General features: G+C 53.3%; 21 protein-coding genes. 8 read left to right on the top strand and 13 right to left on the bottom strand.

Going from position 1 to position 20,621, the window contains the following annotated elements:
• Entirely contained in the window at positions 1-1,923 is a 1,923-nt protein-coding gene (gspD, locus tag OGX81_RS09830) for a type II secretion system secretin GspD (protein WP_104868861.1), read from the bottom strand.
• A gap of 13 nt (positions 1,924-1,936) precedes the next feature.
• Positions 1,937-2,668, bottom strand: coding sequence for a type II secretion system protein GspC (gene gspC / locus OGX81_RS09835; RefSeq protein WP_110123798.1), 732 nt, complete (start codon positions 2,666-2,668; stop codon positions 1,937-1,939).
• Between the two features lie 300 nt (positions 2,669-2,968).
• Between gspC and OGX81_RS09840 the strand changes: the two genes are divergently transcribed.
• Both OGX81_RS09840 and OGX81_RS09845 read left to right on the top strand, forming a co-directional pair.
• Entirely contained in the window at positions 2,969-4,546 is a 1,578-nt protein-coding gene (locus tag OGX81_RS09840) for an ExeA family protein (protein ID WP_104868862.1), read from the top strand.
• Entirely contained in the window at positions 4,546-5,046 is a 501-nt protein-coding gene (locus OGX81_RS09845; protein WP_104868863.1) for a type II secretion system protein GspB, cryptic system variant, read from the top strand. Before OGX81_RS09840 ends, OGX81_RS09845 begins: the two co-directional genes overlap by 1 nt.
• A gap of 86 nt (positions 5,047-5,132) precedes the next feature.
• Here OGX81_RS09845 and OGX81_RS09850 read toward each other — a convergent pair whose 3' ends face one another.
• The 3 genes from OGX81_RS09850 to OGX81_RS09860 all read right to left on the bottom strand — a co-directional run bounded on the left by OGX81_RS09850 (position 5,133) and on the right by OGX81_RS09860 (position 7,199).
• Entirely contained in the window at positions 5,133-5,756 is a 624-nt protein-coding gene (locus OGX81_RS09850) for a helix-turn-helix domain-containing protein (RefSeq protein WP_012133085.1), read from the bottom strand.
• A 292-nt stretch (positions 5,757-6,048) separates the two neighbouring features.
• The gene (locus OGX81_RS09855; protein ID WP_047457875.1) at positions 6,049-6,879 is read right to left on the bottom strand and encodes an N-acetylmuramoyl-L-alanine amidase; all 831 of its coding nucleotides are present in this window, start codon (positions 6,877-6,879) and stop codon (positions 6,049-6,051) included.
• Positions 6,876-7,199: a heavy metal-binding domain-containing protein gene (locus OGX81_RS09860; protein WP_012133087.1), complete on the bottom strand. Its 324-nt coding sequence runs from the start codon at positions 7,197-7,199 to the stop codon at positions 6,876-6,878. The genes OGX81_RS09855 and OGX81_RS09860 overlap by 4 nt, the downstream gene beginning before the upstream one ends.
• 127 nt (positions 7,200-7,326) lie before the next feature.
• On the opposite strand from OGX81_RS09860, the gene OGX81_RS09865 reads away from it, so the two are divergent.
• The 6 genes from OGX81_RS09865 to artJ all read left to right on the top strand — a co-directional run bounded on the left by OGX81_RS09865 (position 7,327) and on the right by artJ (position 12,096).
• Positions 7,327-7,842: a lipoprotein gene (locus tag OGX81_RS09865; RefSeq protein WP_104868864.1), complete on the top strand. Its 516-nt coding sequence runs from the start codon at positions 7,327-7,329 to the stop codon at positions 7,840-7,842.
• Positions 7,843-8,234: 392 nt separating this feature from the next.
• Complete coding sequence (gene artP, locus OGX81_RS09870) at positions 8,235-8,963, top strand: arginine ABC transporter ATP-binding protein ArtP (RefSeq protein ID WP_024130493.1); 729 nt, start codon at positions 8,235-8,237, stop codon at positions 8,961-8,963.
• A gap of 17 nt (positions 8,964-8,980) precedes the next feature.
• On the top strand, positions 8,981-9,712 hold the full coding sequence (artI, locus tag OGX81_RS09875; protein ID WP_024130494.1) for an arginine ABC transporter substrate-binding protein ArtI: 732 nt from the start codon (positions 8,981-8,983) through the stop codon (positions 9,710-9,712).
• Positions 9,713-9,718: 6 nt separating this feature from the next.
• Positions 9,719-10,435 (top strand): arginine ABC transporter permease ArtQ, encoded by a 717-nt coding sequence (gene artQ, locus OGX81_RS09880; RefSeq protein WP_012133091.1) that lies wholly within the window; start codon positions 9,719-9,721, stop codon positions 10,433-10,435.
• Positions 10,435-11,103 (top strand): arginine ABC transporter permease ArtM, encoded by a 669-nt coding sequence (artM, locus tag OGX81_RS09885; RefSeq protein WP_012133092.1) that lies wholly within the window; start codon positions 10,435-10,437, stop codon positions 11,101-11,103. The genes artQ and artM overlap by 1 nt, the downstream gene beginning before the upstream one ends.
• 261 nt (positions 11,104-11,364) lie before the next feature.
• The gene (artJ, locus tag OGX81_RS09890; protein WP_012133094.1) at positions 11,365-12,096 is read left to right on the top strand and encodes an arginine ABC transporter substrate-binding protein ArtJ; all 732 of its coding nucleotides are present in this window, start codon (positions 11,365-11,367) and stop codon (positions 12,094-12,096) included.
• Between the two features lie 37 nt (positions 12,097-12,133).
• Here the strand turns inward: artJ and OGX81_RS09895 are convergent, their stop codons facing one another.
• From OGX81_RS09895 to potF, 8 genes are all read right to left on the bottom strand, one after another.
• Positions 12,134-13,603 carry a sensor histidine kinase gene (locus tag OGX81_RS09895; RefSeq protein ID WP_047457881.1) on the bottom strand — a complete coding sequence of 490 codons (1,470 nt, stop codon included), beginning with the start codon at positions 13,601-13,603 and terminating at the stop codon, positions 12,134-12,136.
• Positions 13,587-14,294, bottom strand: a complete 708-nt coding sequence (locus OGX81_RS09900; RefSeq protein ID WP_047457883.1) for a response regulator transcription factor — start codon at positions 14,292-14,294, stop codon at positions 13,587-13,589. Before OGX81_RS09900 ends, OGX81_RS09895 begins: the two co-directional genes overlap by 17 nt.
• Before the next feature lie 132 nt (positions 14,295-14,426).
• Positions 14,427-15,557 (bottom strand): 23S rRNA (uracil(747)-C(5))-methyltransferase RlmC, encoded by a 1,131-nt coding sequence (rlmC, locus tag OGX81_RS09905; RefSeq protein WP_104868865.1) that lies wholly within the window; start codon positions 15,555-15,557, stop codon positions 14,427-14,429.
• A 40-nt stretch (positions 15,558-15,597) separates the two neighbouring features.
• Positions 15,598-16,086 (bottom strand): YbjO family protein, encoded by a 489-nt coding sequence (locus tag OGX81_RS09910; protein WP_071260108.1) that lies wholly within the window; start codon positions 16,084-16,086, stop codon positions 15,598-15,600.
• A gap of 60 nt (positions 16,087-16,146) precedes the next feature.
• On the bottom strand, positions 16,147-16,992 hold the full coding sequence (gene potI / locus OGX81_RS09915; protein ID WP_012133100.1) for a putrescine ABC transporter permease PotI: 846 nt from the start codon (positions 16,990-16,992) through the stop codon (positions 16,147-16,149).
• A complete protein-coding gene (gene potH, locus OGX81_RS09920) occupies positions 16,989-17,942 on the bottom strand; it encodes a putrescine ABC transporter permease PotH (RefSeq protein WP_047457887.1) in 954 nt (317 codons plus the stop codon). Before potH ends, potI begins: the two co-directional genes overlap by 4 nt.
• Positions 17,943-17,951: 9 nt before the next feature.
• Positions 17,952-19,085, bottom strand: coding sequence for a putrescine ABC transporter ATP-binding subunit PotG (potG, locus tag OGX81_RS09925; protein ID WP_012133102.1), 1,134 nt, complete (start codon positions 19,083-19,085; stop codon positions 17,952-17,954).
• Positions 19,086-19,182: 97 nt separating this feature from the next.
• A complete protein-coding gene (potF, locus tag OGX81_RS09930; RefSeq protein WP_012133103.1) occupies positions 19,183-20,295 on the bottom strand; it encodes a spermidine/putrescine ABC transporter substrate-binding protein PotF in 1,113 nt (370 codons plus the stop codon).
• Positions 20,296-20,621 lie beyond the last annotated feature (326 nt).

The raw sequence follows: 20,621 nt of genomic DNA on the forward strand, positions 1-20,621 counted from the left end.
TTACTCTTTAAACGGATTGCGCGACGCCGTGGCTGGCGCAGCAGTGCTGGTTTTTACGGGCGACGGGAACGCGGGCAGAATGGCGTTATCGCCCGGCTCCAGGATGCCCATTTTCTTCTCCTCCATACGCTGCTGCTGGCGCGCGCGCACCTGGTCGTATTTCTCTTTCGACGCGGCGCTGTAGTTATCGTCATCGCGCAGAACGGTGGTATGGATAAAGACCATCAGGTTTCGTTTGGTGGTATCCTGCGAGGTGTAGCGGAACAGTTGCCCCACCAGAGGAATATCGCCAAGCAACGGCACTTTCGACACATTCTGTTTGGTGACATTTTCGATAAGCCCTCCCAGCACTACCGTCTGCCCGCTGTGAACCATCACTTCGTTATTGATCGTGCGGGTGTTAAAGGTGGGGCCTAAAGACGAATCCTCCGTCGAACTGGCGTCCACGCTGGAAACTTCCTGCTCGATCTTCATGTGGATCATGTCGCCATCATTAATCTGCGGCAGGATCTTCAACTTCGTCCCCACCGTCTTACGCTCAACGGTGTTAAAGACGTTGTCGCCCGTCGTCGTCTGCGAACCAGAAAGCACCGGCACATCCTGACCAACGTTAAACGACGCTTCTTTGTTATCCAGCGTCACCACGCTCGGCGTGGAGAGAATGTCGTTTTTGCCGTTGGTCGACAGCGCCGTCATCAGCGCGCCGAAATCGCCGTTAAAGAAACCTGTCGCCATACCGGTAAAATTCACGCCTTTTATCGTCCCGTTCTTAACCTGGCCGATCGGCAGACCGGTTGCGCCAAACTGTACGCCGCCGTGTTTACTCGTCCACTGCACGCCGAGATCGGTTCCGGCGCCATCCTGCACTTCAGCGATAATGGCTTCCACCAGTACCTGGGGACGGCGAATGTCCAGCTTGTCGATCACCTTCTCAAGCGAGTTCATCACGTTCGGCTGCGCGGTGATCACCAGTGAGTTTGTCGACTCGTCGGCAGTAATATTCAGATCGGTCGCGGCAACCGGCGATTTACTTTTCGCCGCGCCCGGCTTGTCCTTCATCTGCTCTCCAATGCCCGTTAACACCGGCACCACTTTGGCGGCATTAGCATATTTCAGGTAGAAGACACGGGTATTCCCCTCGTTATTCTGCTCGCGATCAAGCTGCGCTATCAGCGTGCGGGTACGCGCCCGCGCTTCTTCACTGCCGCTAATGACCAGGCTATTCGTCTCCTCATCCGCCACCACTTTGGTCGCCAGTTGCGGTGCGTTCTGCCCTTTTTGCTCTTCGTTGTTGAGGTTATTCAACATATCCGAAAGTTCTTTCGCGGAGGCGTAGTGTAGCGGAACGATTTCGCGCCGCTGTACGCCGGAACGATCGACGCGCTGAACCAGATCGACCAGGCGGTTCACCACCGAGGCTTTACCGGTGAGCAGCAGGACGTTTGACGGCTCAAAGTGCACCACGTTGCCGATACCGGTCGCATCGTTCAGCTGGCGCAACAGCGGCGCCAGTTCGCGTACCGGTACATTTTCCATCCGCACGACGCGGGTAATAATTTCATCCCCTTTACCGGGATTTTTGCTGTCGGCAATCGGCGTTCCCGCGGTTCTCGCAACGGATGAACGAACCACTTTCACCATGCCGTTATCCATCGGAATCACGGAAAGTCCGTACAAATCCAGCACGCTGAGGAAAAACTGATAGTATTCATCTTCGGTCAAAACGTTATACGTCCGAACCGATACGGTTCCCTGTACCGACGGATCGACCAGAATCGTTTTATTAAGATTACGGCCAACCGTATCAATAAATTCACGAATATCAGTATTTTTAAAGCTGGCGCTAAAATTCGCCGCAAAGAGCGAACTGGAATATAACGCCAGAGTTGTCAGCGCCACGCACGCCCACGGAAATTTCTTCATGGCAATTCACTTGTTAGTTGTTTAAAACATTGACCTGAATATTTTCCAGGTGAGCGTGACGTCTTACGACTACCGCCGCTTCTTTCATTTTTGACCAGCCAGCAATGATGCTTTTCGCCTGTTCTTCTTTCGTCATATCGGTACTGTTCACCTTCACAACCACATCGCCCTTCTCCAGCCCACTGTTCTGAAAGAAAGACGAAGCATTGCGCGGGTTGATTTCGTACCCCTCCAGACGACCTTTTTCAATAAACGGTTTTAGCACCAGGACATCATTAAGATGCAGGCTCTCTGCACCGGCATCGTTTGTCGGTTTTTGTAGTGGGCCGCTTTCAACACCGCCTCTGAAATAATCAGGTTTCTTTAATGCCAGTACCTGCGTAGTACCTTCATAATTAACCACCACATTGTCGTTATTGATCTCCTCAATACAGGCGTCATTCACTCCCACGAGGCTTTCGCCTTCGCGATAACTTTGCTGTCCCGCAGGCGTTTTAATAATGGCAAACGATAGCCATCTTTCATCGCTGCTGACGATGCCTTCAATCTCGGCAGAGAGCGGCGATTTAACCGCTGCTGGCGTATTTCGCTGCCAGACGGCAGGCTGAAAAAGCGCAAATGACTTTTCTTTTTCGTCATTTTTACGCACGTTAATTTTTCTGTTATTTAACTTGTTTGTAACCTTATTATAGTTTTTAAAAACGACATACCCTTGATGCCCGCTGAATATCAGTAAAACAAACATCATGCAGGGAGCAATCAATCGGGAGAAAAGCTGCATCCTCATTATTTAAATGCCTTTAATAAAGCTAAATTTCGCAGCACCGGCTGCGCCAATCGGTGCGGCAAATAGTAATGAGCGGCAAGAAAGTCGACCACTCGCTTTCCCGGCAACTTTATTGCAGAAAAACATTGACGATTTCACTTACTGGTGTTATCGAAAATAATCAGAGTAATTTTCTCCTGTCCGGCATTTGCCCGAATAAACCCGCTCAATTATTTTTAGCGCAACGTTTCCAGAAGCCAGAAAGTACAGCGAGACACCATGTATCAGCATCATTTTAAATTTTCCGCTCAGCCGTTTGGCAAACTCACCCGGCGAACGGGGGAGTTTTTCGTTCATTATCATCAGGACATCTTTTCCCTGTTGCAGGAAAAAACCAACGTGCCCGGCATCATCGGTCTGTTTTCTGACGAACCTGAATTAGACAATGCCTTTGTGGAAAAACTGCGTAACGGCGGCACACCTGCACTGGCCATTAACGCCTTCCCCAAACTGAGCGCCAGTACGCTGCTCTATAAACTGAACCCTGCCGTTAAAGAGGGTAAAAACAAAATTTATGCCATTGATGCCATTTTGCGCCAATGGCATGAGGAAACGCCTTCGCGTAATAAAAAAGGCAAACTGCTGATCCTCTCCACGGCACAAGCCATGAAAGATAATTGTTGGGATGTTCTGGGTATGTTGCTGACGCGGGCGCAAGAGCTGAACTTCCCGCTCACGATTCTTCTGACCGGCTCTCCCGATCAGAAATCCCGTCTTCTGGATCATTCTGGTTTACAGCCCCGCGTTCATACCTGCCTTGCGCTACGTTCGCTGACCTGCCGTGAATATATCGACTACGTCGGGGCACAGATGGACGAACAAAACGTCGACACCTCGCCACTGACGCCCGCGCGGGTGCGCAGAATGCATGCGCTGACCAAAGGCCACGTAACCGGACTCAATAAACTGGCGCATCTGGCGCTGCTTGCCGCATGGACCGAGCGGGCGATACAGGTTTCCCCACGCCATTTACGCCTGGCTGCCGGTGAACTCCTGCCGCCCACGCCGCGCGGTAAACGCCTGGCAACCGCAGGGCTGTTTGCCTCCGTCCTGTTCGCCTGCTGCGGCTGGTACTTTTCCGGCGCGATCGCGTCTCGCCTGCCGCAACAAGTGCCGGTTCCGGCCAGCTGGAAAAAGACGCTGCCTGAGGCGACTGCGCCTGTTATGCCCACCATTGAAAATGAGGTAGTGAATCAGTCGGACGCCATGCATCAGCTCTATCTTATGTGGGGTTATGATGCTTCCGCGAACGATGCGCTATGCCAGAACGCAGCGCGAGTGAACCTGATGTGTCGTCAGGGGAATACGTCTTTACAGGCGCTGGAACAGGAAGGTTATCCGTGGGCAGGAGAGATCAAAACGGGTAATCACCTGAATTACGCCGTCGTGGCCCACGTTGATAAACAGTCGCTCGATCTTCTGATCAATAACCGAACCTGGCAGGTAAGCAGACACTGGTTTAATCAACACGCCACCGGAAATTACACGCTTTTGCATCGTTTAACGCCGCAAGGGAAAGATGAGATTAGCGCGACCAGCGGCGATAAAGACCTGGCATGGCTGGATCAAACGCTAAGCCAGACGTTGAATGAACCGCTGACCCACTCGCGAAGCTGGACGGCTGAACTGGCAAAACGCACCCGTGAATTTCAGGGTAAGGCAGGACTGCATGTCGACGGCATCGCCGGCGAAGAGACGCTGATGCAGTTAATGCGCGCAACCAACAGCGTTCCGGGCGTACTGGCGCAAACACCAAGCCAGAAGCAGGAACATAAAACGCAAGGGAACACGAAATAATGTCCACCATTTGCCTTGCTGCACAGCGCAGTTTCACGACGGGAGAAGCGGTCTATTTTGCCTGGCGCCTTCCGGCGCCCCAAAAAGTGCTGTTCCGCGCCATGATGTGGCTGCTGACCCTCTGCACGTTTATTATTGCCGGACTGTATGCCCATATTTACTGGAACTGTCATCATCCGATGCCTGAGCCGAAACCGACAAAAATGGAAAACCCGGATACCCGGCTTTCTGAGATGCACTATGTTTATATTTCGAAGCCATTCCCACAGCCAGCACCCAAACCGACCCCTGCTCCCCAGGCGTTACCCCCATTGCAGGATGAAGCGCCGGTAAGTCAAGACAACGACTGGCGGCAAGCGCCAGAAGGCGATCTCTCGGATCGGGCATTGCCCGGCGCGGAAGAACAGACGCCATCGTTGAAAGCGCGTTTCCTGCAAGCGTTACAGGAGCAAAAAGAGGACTATCAGCAGGGAAAAATACCGGAACCGCCCGATGATTGATGACGCAAGAAAACATCATTACGTCTTAATGCGCTCCCCAAAGGCCTCCGCTTCATTAGCTGAAGAGGAGACGATGGGAAATGTGATTAATATTTTTCTGGCAAGGTCGTCATCGACATTAATCGGCTTTTCTCAATGACGATATAGTTTCCTTTTTTAAGGTCAGAGAGAATTTTGATAATCGTACTGCGGGCAAAATTCGTATATTCCTGAATATAGTCGTATACATTGATGTCACGGTTATGGTGAATAATCAGCTCATTAATTTCGATTAAAAATTCACGAATAACAGAGTAAGCGCTACGGGCAACCAAAACATCATCACGTTTGCTAAGCAGACAAATATACCATGACAGCACCCTGGTGAGATCTGGCCATAAACTGTGTTCAGTCAACAGACGCATAAACTCATCTTTTTTGATTGAGCGCACGACGGTATTGGTACGAGCAAGCCCATACATATGCAGAGAACCATAAAATATGGCAGACAGCCCAAAGATACACTGCCCTTGCAGGGTAAACATACATAACTCATCGGAGGTACGGCGAAATTCAACGTCACCACTCACGATAATATGAATATATTCCGAGTCACTGGTGGTGATTTTCTGCCATTTTTTTAAGGTTTTTTCTTTATAACCTGACGTTAAAGAAATAATACGTTCCATTTCATGATGCGGACGAATTTTCTTACCGTAAATGCTTAACATATTATGCCTTTCAAAGAATATTGATTTGAATTTAATGACAAGCGACGAGTGATAACCTCAGCTTAATGTCACTCACTGATTCAACCTGGTTAAAAATAAAATTAAGCAAAAAAAAGATTGTGCGCGCTAAGTTTCACGACTTTTAGCGTATAAGAAATATCTTCCTGATAAAATCAATCATAGATGAGGGGAATTTAAAGTCAATTAACCATAGATTAATTTGATTTTTATCCAAAATGAATTTCGATGAAAATAAACAAGTTAACTGACTTTTATCACGACGTCAGCGCCATTAATTCTGGCCATATTTTTCCAGTAACGCATTAGCAATCGCTTGCGTTTGCGCATCCGCCACCCCGTTCCATAACGCCGGGCGGAAATGCATCTGGAACGCCATGATCACCCGCTGCTGTTCACGCGCGGTCATCTCCGGTTTGACCTCGTAACCATAACGCGAAAGCAAGTCGAGCAATGATGCGGGATCGACTGGCGTATTGGGCGCGCGTCCCGCCAGATAAAACGCCACGCGCTGTTCATCAGGCCAGGCGCCAATACCCTGCGCCGCCAGATCGCGCCAGGGGAACAGAGGGCCGGGATCGTCTTTACGCTGCGGGGCAATATCCGCATGCGCCACCACGTTTTGCGGCTTAATGTCGTAGCGGGCAATGATCTCTTTCGCCAGTGGGATCAGGGCCTGAATTTGCGCAGGTTCAAACGGAGCGAAGTATTTCATTCCCGCCGACTTTTGCCAGCCGCGATTTTCCAGTTCGATACCAACGGACGTGTCGTTGATGCGCGTTGCGCCGCGCCAGAAGCTGATGCCCGCGTGCCACGCCAGATCGTGCTCTGGCACCAGTTGCCAGATACGCGGCTTGCCACGGTGAAGCGGCGGTACAGCAGGAATTAAATAGTGCGAGCTGACGTTTTTATCCGTTAACGTCGCCAGAGAGGTATCAAAGTCATCCGCCGTGTAGTGGATGACCAGGATTTTGATGCGCGGGTACGCCGCCTGTGCCTGATGACGGGTATCCAGCTGATACCCGTCTTTATCAATAATCCCTTTCTCGCCCGCGCACCCGGTTAACAGAAGCGCGAACGCGACCAGCCAGAGCAGGCGTCTCATCGGCGCGTTTTTACCGCCGTCCCGCTGACGCTCACCATCAGCATACTGCTGTCTTTGCCTACGGTCTCATAGTCAATGTCGATGCCCACAACCGCATCCGCACCCAGCGCTTTCGCCTGTTCGCCCAGTTCCTGAAAAGCGATTTCACGCGCTTTACGCAACTCTTTTTCATAGGAACCCGAACGTCCGCCGACGATATCGCGAATACCCGCGAAGAAGTCACGGAAAATATTGGCGCCCAAAATGGCTTCACCCGTTACCACACCGCAATATTCCACGATGTTCTGCCCTTCCAGCGTCGGGGTTGTCGAAAACTGCATAGCCGATCTCCTTGTTTACCTAAGCACTCGATCTCAAACGCATTATCAGACCGATACGCTATCATTGAAAAGATATAATTGATTATCGTAGATCGCTTTTTGGCAGATCGCTTATAAGGAAATCACTATGCGCTACAGCAAACTCTCTCTGCTCGTCCCTTGCGCACTGCTGCTCAGTGCCTGCACAACCGTCACTCCTGCTTATAAAGACAATGGCCCGCGCAGCGGGTCGTGCATAGAAGGCGGGCCGGACAGCGTGGCTCAACAATTTTATGACTACCGCATTCAAAACCGTACTAACGACATTACCGCCCTTCGCCCTTACTTAAGCGACAACCTGGCAAAACTGCTCTCTGACGCCAGCCGTGACAGCGAACACCGCCAGTTGATGAGCAGCGACCCGTTCTCCAGCCGCGCCACCTTCCCGGATAGCGCCAGCGTAGCCAGCGCGTCCACCATTCCTAATCGCGACGCCCGCAACATCCCGCTGCGCGTGGAGCTGAAGCAAGGCGACCAGACCTGGCGCGACGAAGTGCTGATGATCCATGAGGGTCAGTGCTGGGTTATTGATGATGTACGTTATCTTGGCGGCAGCGTCCACGCGCCAGCCGGTACGCTGCGCCAGTCCGTCGAAAACCGCTGATCACCCGACAAAACGTCGATAAATCATAAGCCCCACAAATTGTCTGGCATTCTGCATAGAATGCCGACAATTATTCTTGCCGCCTACCTCCCCCGCTATTTTGTGCTATGTTTATTGAAGAATGCGGTTTGCATTTAACTTTTAACGCATAAATATTGCATAACTATTCTGTCAAAGGTACTATCTGCGGCCTCAACATACACAAAATCATTCATGATGCGTCGAGGCGGCAAGTGACTGGAGTGACAAATCTGTCAGGAACAGATTTGAACGTCGCGAGCAACGGTCCGTAAGGGCGAGTCTCAGGGTGAGACGAGTCACTCAGCAGCCAACAAAGAGGCAGCATGAAGGATGACGTGTACAGTTATCAGACTGCCAGCATACGAGAATCAATGAGTATTCAATTAAACGGCATTAATTGCTTCTACGGCGCGCATCAGGCGCTGTTCGATATCACGCTGGATTGCCCTCAGGGCGAAACGCTGGTGTTACTTGGCCCAAGCGGAGCGGGTAAAAGCTCGCTGCTGCGTGTACTCAATCTGCTTGAGATGCCGCGCTCCGGCACGCTCACTATCGCAGGAAATCATTTCGACTTCACGAAAACGCCTTCCGATAAGGCGATTCGTGAATTGCGCCAGAACGTAGGCATGGTTTTTCAGCAATACAATCTCTGGCCGCATCTCACGGTACAACAAAACCTGATTGAAGCGCCCTGCCGCGTGCTGGGTCTGTCAAAAGACCAGGCGCTGGCGCGTGCCGAGAAACTGCTGGAACGTCTACGTCTGAAACCTTACAGCGATCGCTATCCTCTGCATCTTTCCGGTGGTCAGCAACAGCGTGTGGCTATCGCCCGTGCGTTAATGATGGAGCCGCAGGTGCTGCTGTTTGACGAGCCAACCGCCGCGCTGGACCCGGAAATCACCGCGCAAATCGTCAGTATTATTCGTGAACTGGCGGAAACCAAAATTACCCAGGTGATCGTCACTCACGAAGTAGAAGTGGCGCGTAAAACCGCCAGCCGGGTGATCTATATGGAAAACGGTCACATCGTCGAGCAAGGGGATGCGAGCTGCTTTGCGAACCCGCAGACCGATGCATTCAAAAACTATTTATCTCACTAAGATTCGGGACAATGACAATGAAAAAAGTTCTGATTGCCGCGCTAATTGCAGGCTTTAGCCTTTCCGCTACAGCAGCTCAAACCATCCGTTTCGCCACGGAAGCATCCTACCCTCCGTTCGAATCTATGGATGCCAGTAATAAAATCGTCGGCTTTGACGTCGATCTGGCCAATGCGCTGTGTAAAGAGATTGACGCGACCTGCACCTTTACCAACCAGGCGTTTGACAGCCTGATCCCAAGCCTGAAGTTCCGTCGTTTCGACGCGGTAATGGCCGGTATGGACATCACGCCTGAGCGTGAAAAGCAGGTTCTGTTCACCACGCCTTACTATGACAACTCCGCGCTATTCATCGGTCAGCAGGGTAAATACACCAGCATCGACCAGCTGAAAGGCAAAAAAGTGGGCGTACAGAATGGCACTACCCACCAGAAGTTCATCATGGATAAGCACCCGGAAATCACCACCGTGCCTTATGACAGCTACCAGAACGCGAAGCTGGATCTGCAAAATGGTCGTATTGACGGCGTGTTCGGCGACACCGCCGTGGTCACTGAATGGCTGAAAGATAATCCGAAGCTGGCGCCGGTTGGCGATAAAGTGACCGACAAAGATTACTTCGGCACCGGCCTCGGCATCGCGGTACGCCAGGGCAACACGGAACTACAGCAGAAATTCAACACTGCGCTGGAAAAAGTGAAGCAAGATGGCACGTACGAAACCATCTACAACAAATGGTTCCAGAAGTAAGACTTGATGAACGAATTTTTTCCTTTAGCAAGCGCCGCCGGGATGACCGTCGGCCTTGCCGTTTGTGCGCTGATCATCGGCCTCGTCCTCGCTATGATTTTTGCCGTCTGGGAGTCCGTAAAATGGCGCCCGATAGCCTGGACAGGTTCCGCAGTGGTCACGATTCTGCGCGGCCTGCCGGAAATTCTGGTGGTGCTGTTTATCTATTTCGGTTCCTCTCAGCTTCTGCTGATGCTGTCTGATGGCTTCACCATCAACCTGGGGTTTGTGCAAATCCCGTTGCAGATGCAGATTGAAGACTTCGACGTCAGCCCGTTCCTGTGCGGCGTCATCGCGCTGTCGTTGCTGTATGCGGCATACGCGTCGCAAACGCTGCGCGGCGCGCTGAAAGCGGTTCCGTCTGGACAGTGGGAATCCGGTCAGGCGTTAGGCTTATCAAAAACCGCGATTTTCTTCCGCCTGGTGATGCCGCAAATGTGGCGTCATGCGCTGCCAGGGCTGGGCAACCAGTGGCTGGTATTGCTGAAAGATACCGCGCTGGTCAGCCTTATCAGCGTGAACGATCTGATGCTGCAAACAAAAAGCATCGCCACGCGCACTCAGGAGCCGTTCACCTGGTACATTGTGGCTGCGGCTATCTATCTGGTGATTACGCTGGTGAGTCAGTACATTCTCAAACGCATTGACCTGCGCGCGACACGTTTTGAGCGGAGACCAGGCTGATGTTTGAGTATTTACCTGAACTGATGAAAGGGCTGCACACCAGCCTGACGCTGACGGTTGCGTCTATCATCGTCGCGCTGATCCTGGCGCTGATTTTCACCATCATTCTGACGCTGAAAACGCCGGTGCTGGTATGGCTGGTTCGCGGCTACATTACGCTGTTTACCGGTACGCCGCTGCTGGTGCAAATCTTCCTGATCTACTACGGCCCGGGGCAATTCCCGTCGTTACAGGATTACCCGGTACTCTGGCATCTGCTGTCCGAGCCGTGGCTATGCGCCTTACTTGCCCTGTCGCTCAACAGCGCGGCCTATACCACGCAGCTGTTCTATGGCGCGATCCGTGCGATCCCGGAAGGCCAGTGGCAGTCCTGCGGCGCGCTGGGGATGAGCAAAAAAGATACCCTGGCGATCCTGCTGCCGTACGCGTTTAAACGCGCCCTCTCCTCTTACTCCAATGAGGTGGTGCTGGTCTTCAAAAGCACCTCCCTGGCGTACACCATTACGCTGATGGAAGTGATGGGCCACGGCCAGCTGCTGTACGGTCGTACCTACGATGTGATGGTGTTTGGCGCAGCTGGCGTGATTTATCTGATCGTCAACGGTTTGCTAACCTTGCTGATGCGCCTCATCGAGCGTAAAGCGCTGGCGTTTGAGCGCAGGAATTAAGAACACCATGTAGGCCTGATAAGATGCATCAGCGTCGCCATCAGGCAATGGCGCAAGCGCCTTATCCAGCCTACAAAATCATCGACATAAATGCATAAAACGAAATCATAAAGACGGACAAGCCACTAAGCTGTCCGTCTTTTTTTATAACGACAAAAATATTTAATCATTTTTATTGCATATAAATTCATTAAATGGCATTGTAAACCCATGCCGCAGACACGGTGAATAATCATAAGATTGACAGACGGGAGTTCCACCATGAAAAAGTTAGTTCTGGCCGCATTACTCGCTACTTTCGCCGCTGGCGCCTCAGCTGCCGATAAAATCAATTTCGGCGTTTCCGCTACTTACCCGCCGTTCGAATCACTGGATGCGAGCAATAAAATCGTCGGTTTCGATATCGATCTGGCGACTGCGTTATGCAAACAAATGCAGGCCGACTGTACTTTTACCAACCACGCGTTTGACAGCCTGATCCCGGCGCTGAAATTCAAAAAATATGACGCGGTTATCTCTGGTATGGATATTACCCCTGAGCGTAGCAAACAGGTGACGTTCACCAGCCCTTACTATGCCAACTCTGCGCTGGTGATTGCGAAAAAAGACAGCTATAAAACCTTTGCCGACCTGAAAGGGAAACGTATCGGCATGGAAAACGGCACCACGCACCAGAAATACCTGCAAGATAAGCATCCTGAAGTGAAAACCGTGGCTTATGACAGCTACCAGAATGCGATTATCGACCTGAAAAATGGCCGTATTGATGGCGTATTCGGCGATACCGCCGTGGTGAATGAGTGGCTGAAAACCAATCCGCAACTGGGCGCGGCAACAGAAAAAGTGACCGATCCGCAATACTTCGGCACCGGCCTTGGCATCGCTGTGCGCCCGGATAATAAAGCGCTGCTGGAAAAACTGAACACCGCGCTGGCGGCAATCAAAGCTGATGGCACTTATCAGAAAATCAGCGATCAGTGGTTCCCGCAGTAATCTTCCTTGCCGGATGGCGCAGCGCCATCCGGCAATTCTATAAGGGCACAAAGAACCTAAACCGCGCGCCACTCACCGAATCCATCAGCCTGATCCCACCGCCGTGCAGTTCCAGCATCCGTCTTACAATCAGCAGCCCTAACCCTCCGCGATCTTCCCGCGACGCCTGATGCCCCAGCACCGATGGTCGCTGGAACAGTTGTTCACGCAACGCTTCGTCGATACCTGGCCCGCTGTCGCTGACCTCTACCTGTAGCTGCGCCTCCTCCTGCCATACCTTCAGCCGGATAGTGCTCCCCTGCGGTGAATGGCGCACGGCGTTATCCAGCAAATTCGTCACTACCCGCTCTATCATCGAGACGTCAGCATTGATAAGCGGCAGGGAATGCGGCATATCGACCTGCAAATGCAACTGCCGGGTCTCTATTGTCAGATCGAATTTTTGCGCCACATCCTGAATCAGCTCACCAATAGCAAAGCGCTCCAGTTGCGGTTTAATGCTGCCATGCTCAAGCCGCGCCAGCTCGAAAAGCTGCTGCGACAGGTGCCGCACCTTGTGCCCCTGACGCAGCGCAGTGGCGAGATATTGCTGCGTTTCCTGCGGCGTCAGCGTAGCGGATTTAAGCGATAACGTTTCCAGGTAGCCCAGCAATGACGTCAGCGGCGTGCGTAAGTCATGCGAGATATTGGCGATAAACTCCCGGCGCTGCCGGTCGCTGTCGGCCAGTTGATCCCACTGACCGGCGATTTTGCGCGCCAGCTCGATAAAAGTATTGCGCAGCACCGCAACTTCATCACTCACCGTGGTCTCCGGCTGCTGTGCCGCCAGCTGTTTGATGGCGGTAATGCTGTCCTGCTCCAGCCCGGCAACGTCCATCGTCAGGCGTTTTACCGGGCGCGTCACCCAGTACCAGATCAGTAACCCCGCCAGCAGGCCGAACAGCGCCACCCATAGCAGGGACCACAACACCGTACTCCAGAGTGCTTTATGCCAGGCCATTTCTGCCAGCGAATTTGACTCTTCGCCTTGCAGGATGATGTACAAATAGCCTTTAAGCTCACCATCCTGACGTAAAGGGGTGACGCTGAAAACTTTCTGACTCTGACTACGCGGATCGTCGCCATAGACGGGCATCGCTGCGCCGCTGAGAAAGGTTTGCAATGGACTAATATCGATCTTTTGCCGCTGGATATGGCCCGGCGGCGCGGCATCGGCCAGCAGTTCGCCGTCAGAAGAGACGACATACAGCTCAACGCTCGGGTTAAAGGTCATCAGGCGGTCAAACAGCGGCTTCAGCACGCTGCGGTCAACTCTGCCCTGCGCATCCAGAATGGGTTCACGCTGCACAATCTGTTGCGCCAGCCCGCCGGACAGCCGCTGCACCATCGCGTTGCCGTACTGCATGCTGCTGTAGAGTTGCACCGCGCAGGCAACGGTAGCGCAGAGCATCAGCAGCAGAATGAACAGCAGCGTCAGCCGCTGGCTCAGGCTAAAGCGCCGCATCATGGTTCAGCTCCGCAAATTTGTAACCTTTGCCCCAGACGGTACGAATAATCTCCGGTTCAGCGGCATCTTTTTCAATCTTGATACGCAGGCGATTAATGTGGGTGTTGACGGTGTGCTCATACCCTTCGTGCTGATAGCCCCAGACCTGTTCCAGCAGCGCCAGACGCGAAAAGACTTCGCCGGGATGACGGGCAAAGAAGTACAGCAGCTCAAATTCACGCGGCGTGAGGTCCACATCCTGACCGTGCAGGCGCACCGTACGCGCCAGCGGATCAAGCGTCAGGCCATGAGCCTGAATATGCCCGGCAGTCTGTGCCTGCCCCATAGCCTGCTGACGGCGAAACAGCGCTTTGATGCGCGCGATCAGCTCTTGCACCGAGAAGGGTTTTGCCAGGTAATCATCTGCCCCGGTTTCCAGCCCGGTAATGCGGTCCGTTTCGCTGCTGCGGGCGCTGATGATAATCACCGGCAGGTAGCGGGTCATCTGACGGATGCGACGACAAATTTCCAGACCGTCAACGTTGGGGAGCATCAGGTCGAGGATCACGGCATCCCAGGGCTGGGTTTCAAGGCACTGTAACGCCTTACCCCCATCCGGTTGGTGAGTAATGGCGTAGCCTTCGTCTTCTAGATTGAGGCGCAGGAGCGCCGCGATGTCGTGGTCATCTTCCACCAGCAGGATCTGCTTCATGGGTAAGCCTTCATTCTCTCAATGCCAATGACTTAAGCTTACCCGATTTCACAGGGGGGAAGAGTTCACATTTTGTTGAACTTTGTGCGGCCGTTGCGCCAGGCGGCGACTTCGCTTTACCCGGCCTACCGGTCAGCGTGCTTTGGTCAACAGCGTTAACACTTCATAATGCGCGGTATGCGGGAACATATCGAAAAGTTGAACACGCTCAATACGGTAGCCCGGCAAGTTGGCAATGTCCTTTGCCATCGTCTGCGCGTTGCAGCTGGAGTAGATGATGTATTCCGGCGCCATCTGGCTAAGATAGTCGCACAGGGCTTTTCCAATGCCGCGACGCGGCGGGTTCACCAGCACCAGTTCCGGCACTTCCCCTTGCGCGGTGGCGAATTGCGTAGAATCCAGCGCCTGAAAATGAAGATTCGTCAGCCCCAGCTCTGCGGCGGATTGCTTCGCGCAGGCGATTGCCTCTGGTGCGATCTCAATGCCCGTCAACGTCATCTCCGGGGTGGCGCAGTGCAAACCAAATCCCCCGACGCCGCAAAACAGATCCCACATGTGATGAACAGGCAGTTGACGCACCCAGTCACGCGCCGTCGCATACAGACGGCTCGCAACGACCGGGTTGGTCTGGAAAAAGCTCTGCGGACGGATCCACAGCGGCACATCGTTAAAACGTTCTGCCAGCGCCTGCTGCTCCGTCAGGAAGATCTCCGTTTCCCCTTCCATAATCGCCATGTGTACCGGTTGAATATTCGCGGTAATAACCTTCAGCTGCGGTAACTGCGCCTGTAGCCACGGCAGCGCCGCGCGCAGCTGCGCCAGTTTGGTTTCTGAGCGCAGCACGAACCGCAGCATCATGCCGCCATCGAACTGGCTTTCCGTCAGCAGGATGTATTTCAGCTCGCCGCGTTTGCGCGCCACGTTGTAAGGCGTTAACCCGGCACGGGCGATGAACGGCTTCAGCACGGCAAAAACGGGAGCAAACGTGTCGGGATAGAGCGGACAGTCGCTCAAATCCTCCGGGGTGCCATCGCGATGCAACATGCCTAACAGCGGCTTTTCCACGCTGCCGCTGACCACCATTTTGGCTTTATTACGAAAGGCCTGTTCCGGGCCGCTGACCGGCGCGCACCACTGTTCAACCGAAAAATCGGCAAGCAGCCCCTTTAGATCGGCGGTTTTGGCGGAGAGTTGATCGCGGATCGGCTGGACTATCCACTGACAGGATCGACAGCGACCGGCGTCGTAGAGTGCGCACTGCATACAAAGACCTTCATATTACCAGGGGCGAGGATTATACACGTTATTGCAAACGGAAGAACCGCCTGCTGCCCGCAGGAATAAAGAGCAGCATCAGAACCAGCATGTCCGGCAATTTCTGCATCACCAGCGTGTGCAAAATTTCGCGTTTCGACTCCCCGGCAATACTGAACAGTTCCGGGTAGCCATAGCCCAGCGACGCCGCCCACAGATAACCTGTGGCAATAACCTGCGTGAGCAGGTACACCCAGCGCGCCCAGTTGCGCCCTTTCACCAGCGAAAACGCGCAATATATTTCAGTAAAGACCAGCGCCAGGCTGCCTAAAAACACCAGCGTCAGATTCCAGGTTTGCACGCTGCGATGAATAAACTCCCCCATTCCCCGCATGCCGAGCGTGTTAAAAATCATCAGCAAATCGAGGCAGCGGATCAAAATAATCGCGAGCGCCGCCACCTGCACCAGCGTGGGTACATTTAAACGGGCATGTGATGAGGATGATTTCTTAAAAAATCCCAACGAATCGTCTTCCATGAAAACGTTACCGCGCTTGCCCACGGTAACGTGTTGCCAGGTTGGCAGATTTTAGTTTCTTCAGCCGCGTCTTGCACGTTGGATATCACGCATCCGCTGCTTTTCTGCGCGCGCCATCAGATACCAGGCGATAAAACCGACAATGCCTACCACGCCGAGGATAAGGGTCGCCAGCGCGTTAATCTCCGGGTTAACCCCCATACGCACGCTGGAGAAGACCAGCATCGGCAATGTCGTCGCCCCCGGGCCAGAGACAAAACTGGCGATCACCAGATCGTCCAGCGACAGCGTGAAAGCCAGCAGCCATCCAGAGATCACCGCAGGCATGATCATCGGCAGCGTAATCACAAAGAACACTTTTAACGGCGTCGCGCCAAGATCCATCGCCGCCTCTTCAATCGAGCGATCCAGTTCGCGCAGACGCGATGAAATAACCACCGCCACATAGGCCGTACAGAAGGTAACGTGCGCCAGCCAGATTGTCAGCATTCCGCGATCTGCGGGCCAGCCGATAGCATGGGCCAGGGCCACAAACAGCAGCAACAGCGACAGCCCGGTAATCACATCCGGCATAACCAGCGGCGCGGTGATCATAAACGCAAAGCCATTCGCTCCACGAAAACGGCCAAAACGCACCATTACCACGGCGGCAATCGTCCCCAGAATAGCCGCCATTGTCGCGGCGCAAGCGGCAATCGTGAGGCTCAGGCCGACGGCGCTTATCATCGCGCTATCCCGGAACAGCTCGCCATACCAGCGCGTAGACCACCCCGCCCAGACGGTCACCAGCTTCGAGCTGTTAAACGAATAGATGACCAGCATCAGCATCGGCGCATACAGAAAGGTAAATCCGAGCACCAGAATAACAATTCGCCAGGGCGAACGAACCACCGGTAAAGTATTCATCCGAGTTCCCCCTCGCTTTTTTGCTGATGCTTATGGAACCAGATAATCGGTACAATCAGCAGTAATAACATGATGATAGCCACCGCAGAGGCCACCGGCCAGTCGCGGTTGTTGAAGAACTCCTGCCACAGTACGCGGCCGATCATAATGCTGTCTGGCCCGCCGAGCAGTTCCGGGATCACAAATTCCCCCACCGCCGGAATAAACACCAGCATCGATCCGGCAATTATTCCCCCTTTCGTTAACGGCACAATGACGCTAAAGAAGGTTTTCAGCGGACGCGCGCCCAGATCCAGCGAGGCCTCCACCAGCGAATAGTCAATGCGCGTCAGCGCGATATAAATCGGCAGTACCATAAACGGCAGATAGGCGTAGACAATACCGATATACACCGCCAGATTGGTATGCAAAATCGTCAGGGGATGATCGATAACCCCCAGCCACATCAGGAAGTTGTTCAGCACGCCGTTATTTTTCAGAATCCCCATCCAGGCGTAAACGCGGATCAGAAACGAGGTCCATGACGGCAGGATCACCAGCAACAGCAGAATATTACGCGTTGACGGCCTGCTGTGCGCCACCGCCCAGGCCAGCGGATACCCCAGCAGCAAACAGCAGAGAGTCGAAACGCCCGCCACCTGCAAAGACTGCAAATAGGCGTCAAAATAGAGCGGATCGTCCGTCAGTTGCAGGAAGTTTCCCAGATTGAGGGTCAGGGATAGCTGCCCGTCGGCCCACGCCACCAGATCGGTATAGGGCGGGATCGCCCGCGCCATCTCCGCCAGGCTGATTTTAAACACGATCAGAAACGGCAGCAGGAAAAGCAGGATCAGCCAAAGGTACGGCACCGCGATGACCAGCTTACGCCCATGTTTCATTTGCATCCGCGCCAGCCACAGCGTCAGGCCGCCGGGCTTTTTATCGCGAGCCGGAGGTTCAAGTGTACTCATTTTCGCTCCTTAAACCGTCAACACCACACAGCTGTCCGCATCCCAGCATAAACGCACTTCATCGCCCCAGGTCGGCAACCCTTTGCGATAGCGATGCGCGTTCTGTAGCTGAGCGCTCAACATCTGGCCGCTTTTCAACCGCACATGGTAAATCGACAAATCGCCGAGGTAGGCAATATGCACCACTTCACCCACGGCAAAGTTGTAGCCGTCTTCTGGCGGCGCGTCGCACAGCATGATTTTTTCCGGGCGCAGCGCAACATACACCGGGACGTTATCGACAACGGACGCATCCGCATCCACCTTCAGAGGATGCACCAGCCCCGGCGAATCAATGACCAACCCATCATCCTGACGTTCCTTCAGCAAGCCTTCAAAGACATTCACAGAACCGATAAATTCCGCGCTGTAGCGGGTGGTCGGATGTTCATAAATCTCTTCCGGTTCGCCAATCTGCACGAATTTCCCACGGTTCATGATCGCAATTCGCCCGGCCATCGTCATCGCCTCTTCCTGATCGTGCGTTACCATCACGCAGGTCGCGCCAACGCGCTCAAGAATATCGACGACTTCCAGCTGCATCCGGTCGCGCAGCTTTTTATCCAGCGCGCCCATCGGTTCGTCGAGCAGCAACAGCTTCGGGCGTTTCGCCAGGCTACGCGCCAGCGCCACACGCTGACGCTGGCCGCCGGAAAGCTGATGAGGCTTACGTTTAGCGAACTCCTGCATATGCACCAGCCCCAGCATTTCGTTCACGCGCGCGGTGATTTCCGCCTTCGACAGCTTGTCCTGCTTCAGCCCAAACGCAATGTTCTGCTCCACCGTCATATGGGGGAACAGCGCATAGGACTGAAACATCATATTGATAGGGCGCAGATAAGGCGGGACATGCGCCAGATCGACGCCATCGAGCATGATTTGCCCGGCGGAGGGTTGTTCAAATCCGGCCAGCATACGCAGCAGCGTGGATTTCCCGCAGCCCGATGCGCCAAGCAGCGCAAATATTTCGCCTTTATAGATGGTGAGGCTGACATCATCCACGGCGTGTTGACCATCAAATGATTTTGTCAGGTTGCGGATTTCAAGAAGCGGCGTCAGCGCTTTACGGGTTTTCGCCTGTGGGCGGGGGGTTGCGTCGTTCACGGGGTGCTCTCCGGCATAAACAAAAATCAGTGCAAACGCACCATAAAAGTGCGTATTGCCCGGTAAACCTCACCGGGCAACGTTCTGATACAGCGGCTTATTTACCGCTTTTCACCTTCGTCCAGGCACGCGTACGCACACGGTCGATCTTCGGTTCCTGCACTTTCAGCGTGAACATTTTCGCTCGCACATCCGCAGGCGGATAAATGCCCGGGTTGTCACGCACTTCAGCGCTGACCAGCGCCGTCGCCTCTTTGTTGGCGTTGGCGTAGAACACATGGTCGGAAATGTGGGCGATCACGTCCGGGCGCAGCAGGTAGTTGAGGAACTGATAAGCCTCTTCTTTGTTTTTCGCATCAGCAGGCATCGCGAACACATCAAAGAACGCCATCGCCCCCTCTTTCGGAATGGAGAAGGAGATATTCACGCCGTTTTTCGCTTCTTTCGCGCGGTTAGCCGCCTGCCATACGTCCCCTGCCCAGCCAATCGCCACGCAGGTATCGCCGTTCGCCAGATCGTTTATGTATTGAGACGAGTGGAAATAACGAATGTTCGGGCGCAGCTTCAGCAGCAGATCGGTCGCAGGCCCCGTGTAGTCATCCGCTTTGGTGCTGTTGGGATCTTTCCCCAGGTAGTTCAGCACGGTCGCGAACACCTCTTCAGGCGCATCAAGGAAGGAGACGCCGCAGCTTTTGAGTTTTTCCAGATTTTCAGGTTTCAGCACCAGATCCCAGCTATCGACCGGCGCGTCAGCCCCCAGCACCGCTTTGACTTTATCGATGTTATAACCGATACCGGTAGTCGCCCACATATACGGCATCGCGTATTTGTTGTCAGGATCGTGCTTCGCTACCAGCTTCAACAGCTCTGGATCGAGGTTTTTCCAGCCTGGTAATTTGCTTTTATCCAGCGGCTGGAATACACCCGCAGTGAGCTGGCGTTCCAGAAAACTGGCCGACGGGACAACCAGGTCAAAACCGGTGCTCCCGGCCATGAGTTTCCCTTCCAGTACCTCGTTGGAGTCGAAGACGTCATAGACCACTTTGATACCGGTCTCTTTTTCAAAGTTCGCGACCGTATCCGGGGCGATATAATCAGACCAGTTATAGATATGCAGTGTTTTTTGTTCAGCGGCGAGCGTGCTGGCAGAGACGGCCATCAGAGCACCCGCAACCAGACCCGATAGCCATTTTTTATTTAAGGCGGTCATAATCTCTTTCCTTCTGAAAGTTCGTTAACAAACGAACCAAAAAAGTTGCATTCTAAGATATGCAAGAAACGTGCATATTTTGTCACTCGACACAGTTACAGAAGAGAGGGCTCTCTCCCTGCCGTCATTGCTCGCCATAAATACACAAAATCATTCAGGAGGTTGTCTGAAGGATGACGTGTAAAAGCTTCGCAAGAATAACTTTAGCCAGGGTTCGAGGCTATAGCTCAGATTAAAAAACGCCTTTTATCAATTTTTTATGCAGGTTTTGTCTATGTGATAAAGCGAAACAGGCGGAAAGGAGGTGAATTATTCTTTAAAGAAAG

It is taken from the genome of Citrobacter sp. CK206 (assembly GCF_030333125.1).
GTDB classification, from domain to species: Bacteria; Pseudomonadota; Gammaproteobacteria; order Enterobacterales; family Enterobacteriaceae; genus Citrobacter_B; species Citrobacter_B koseri.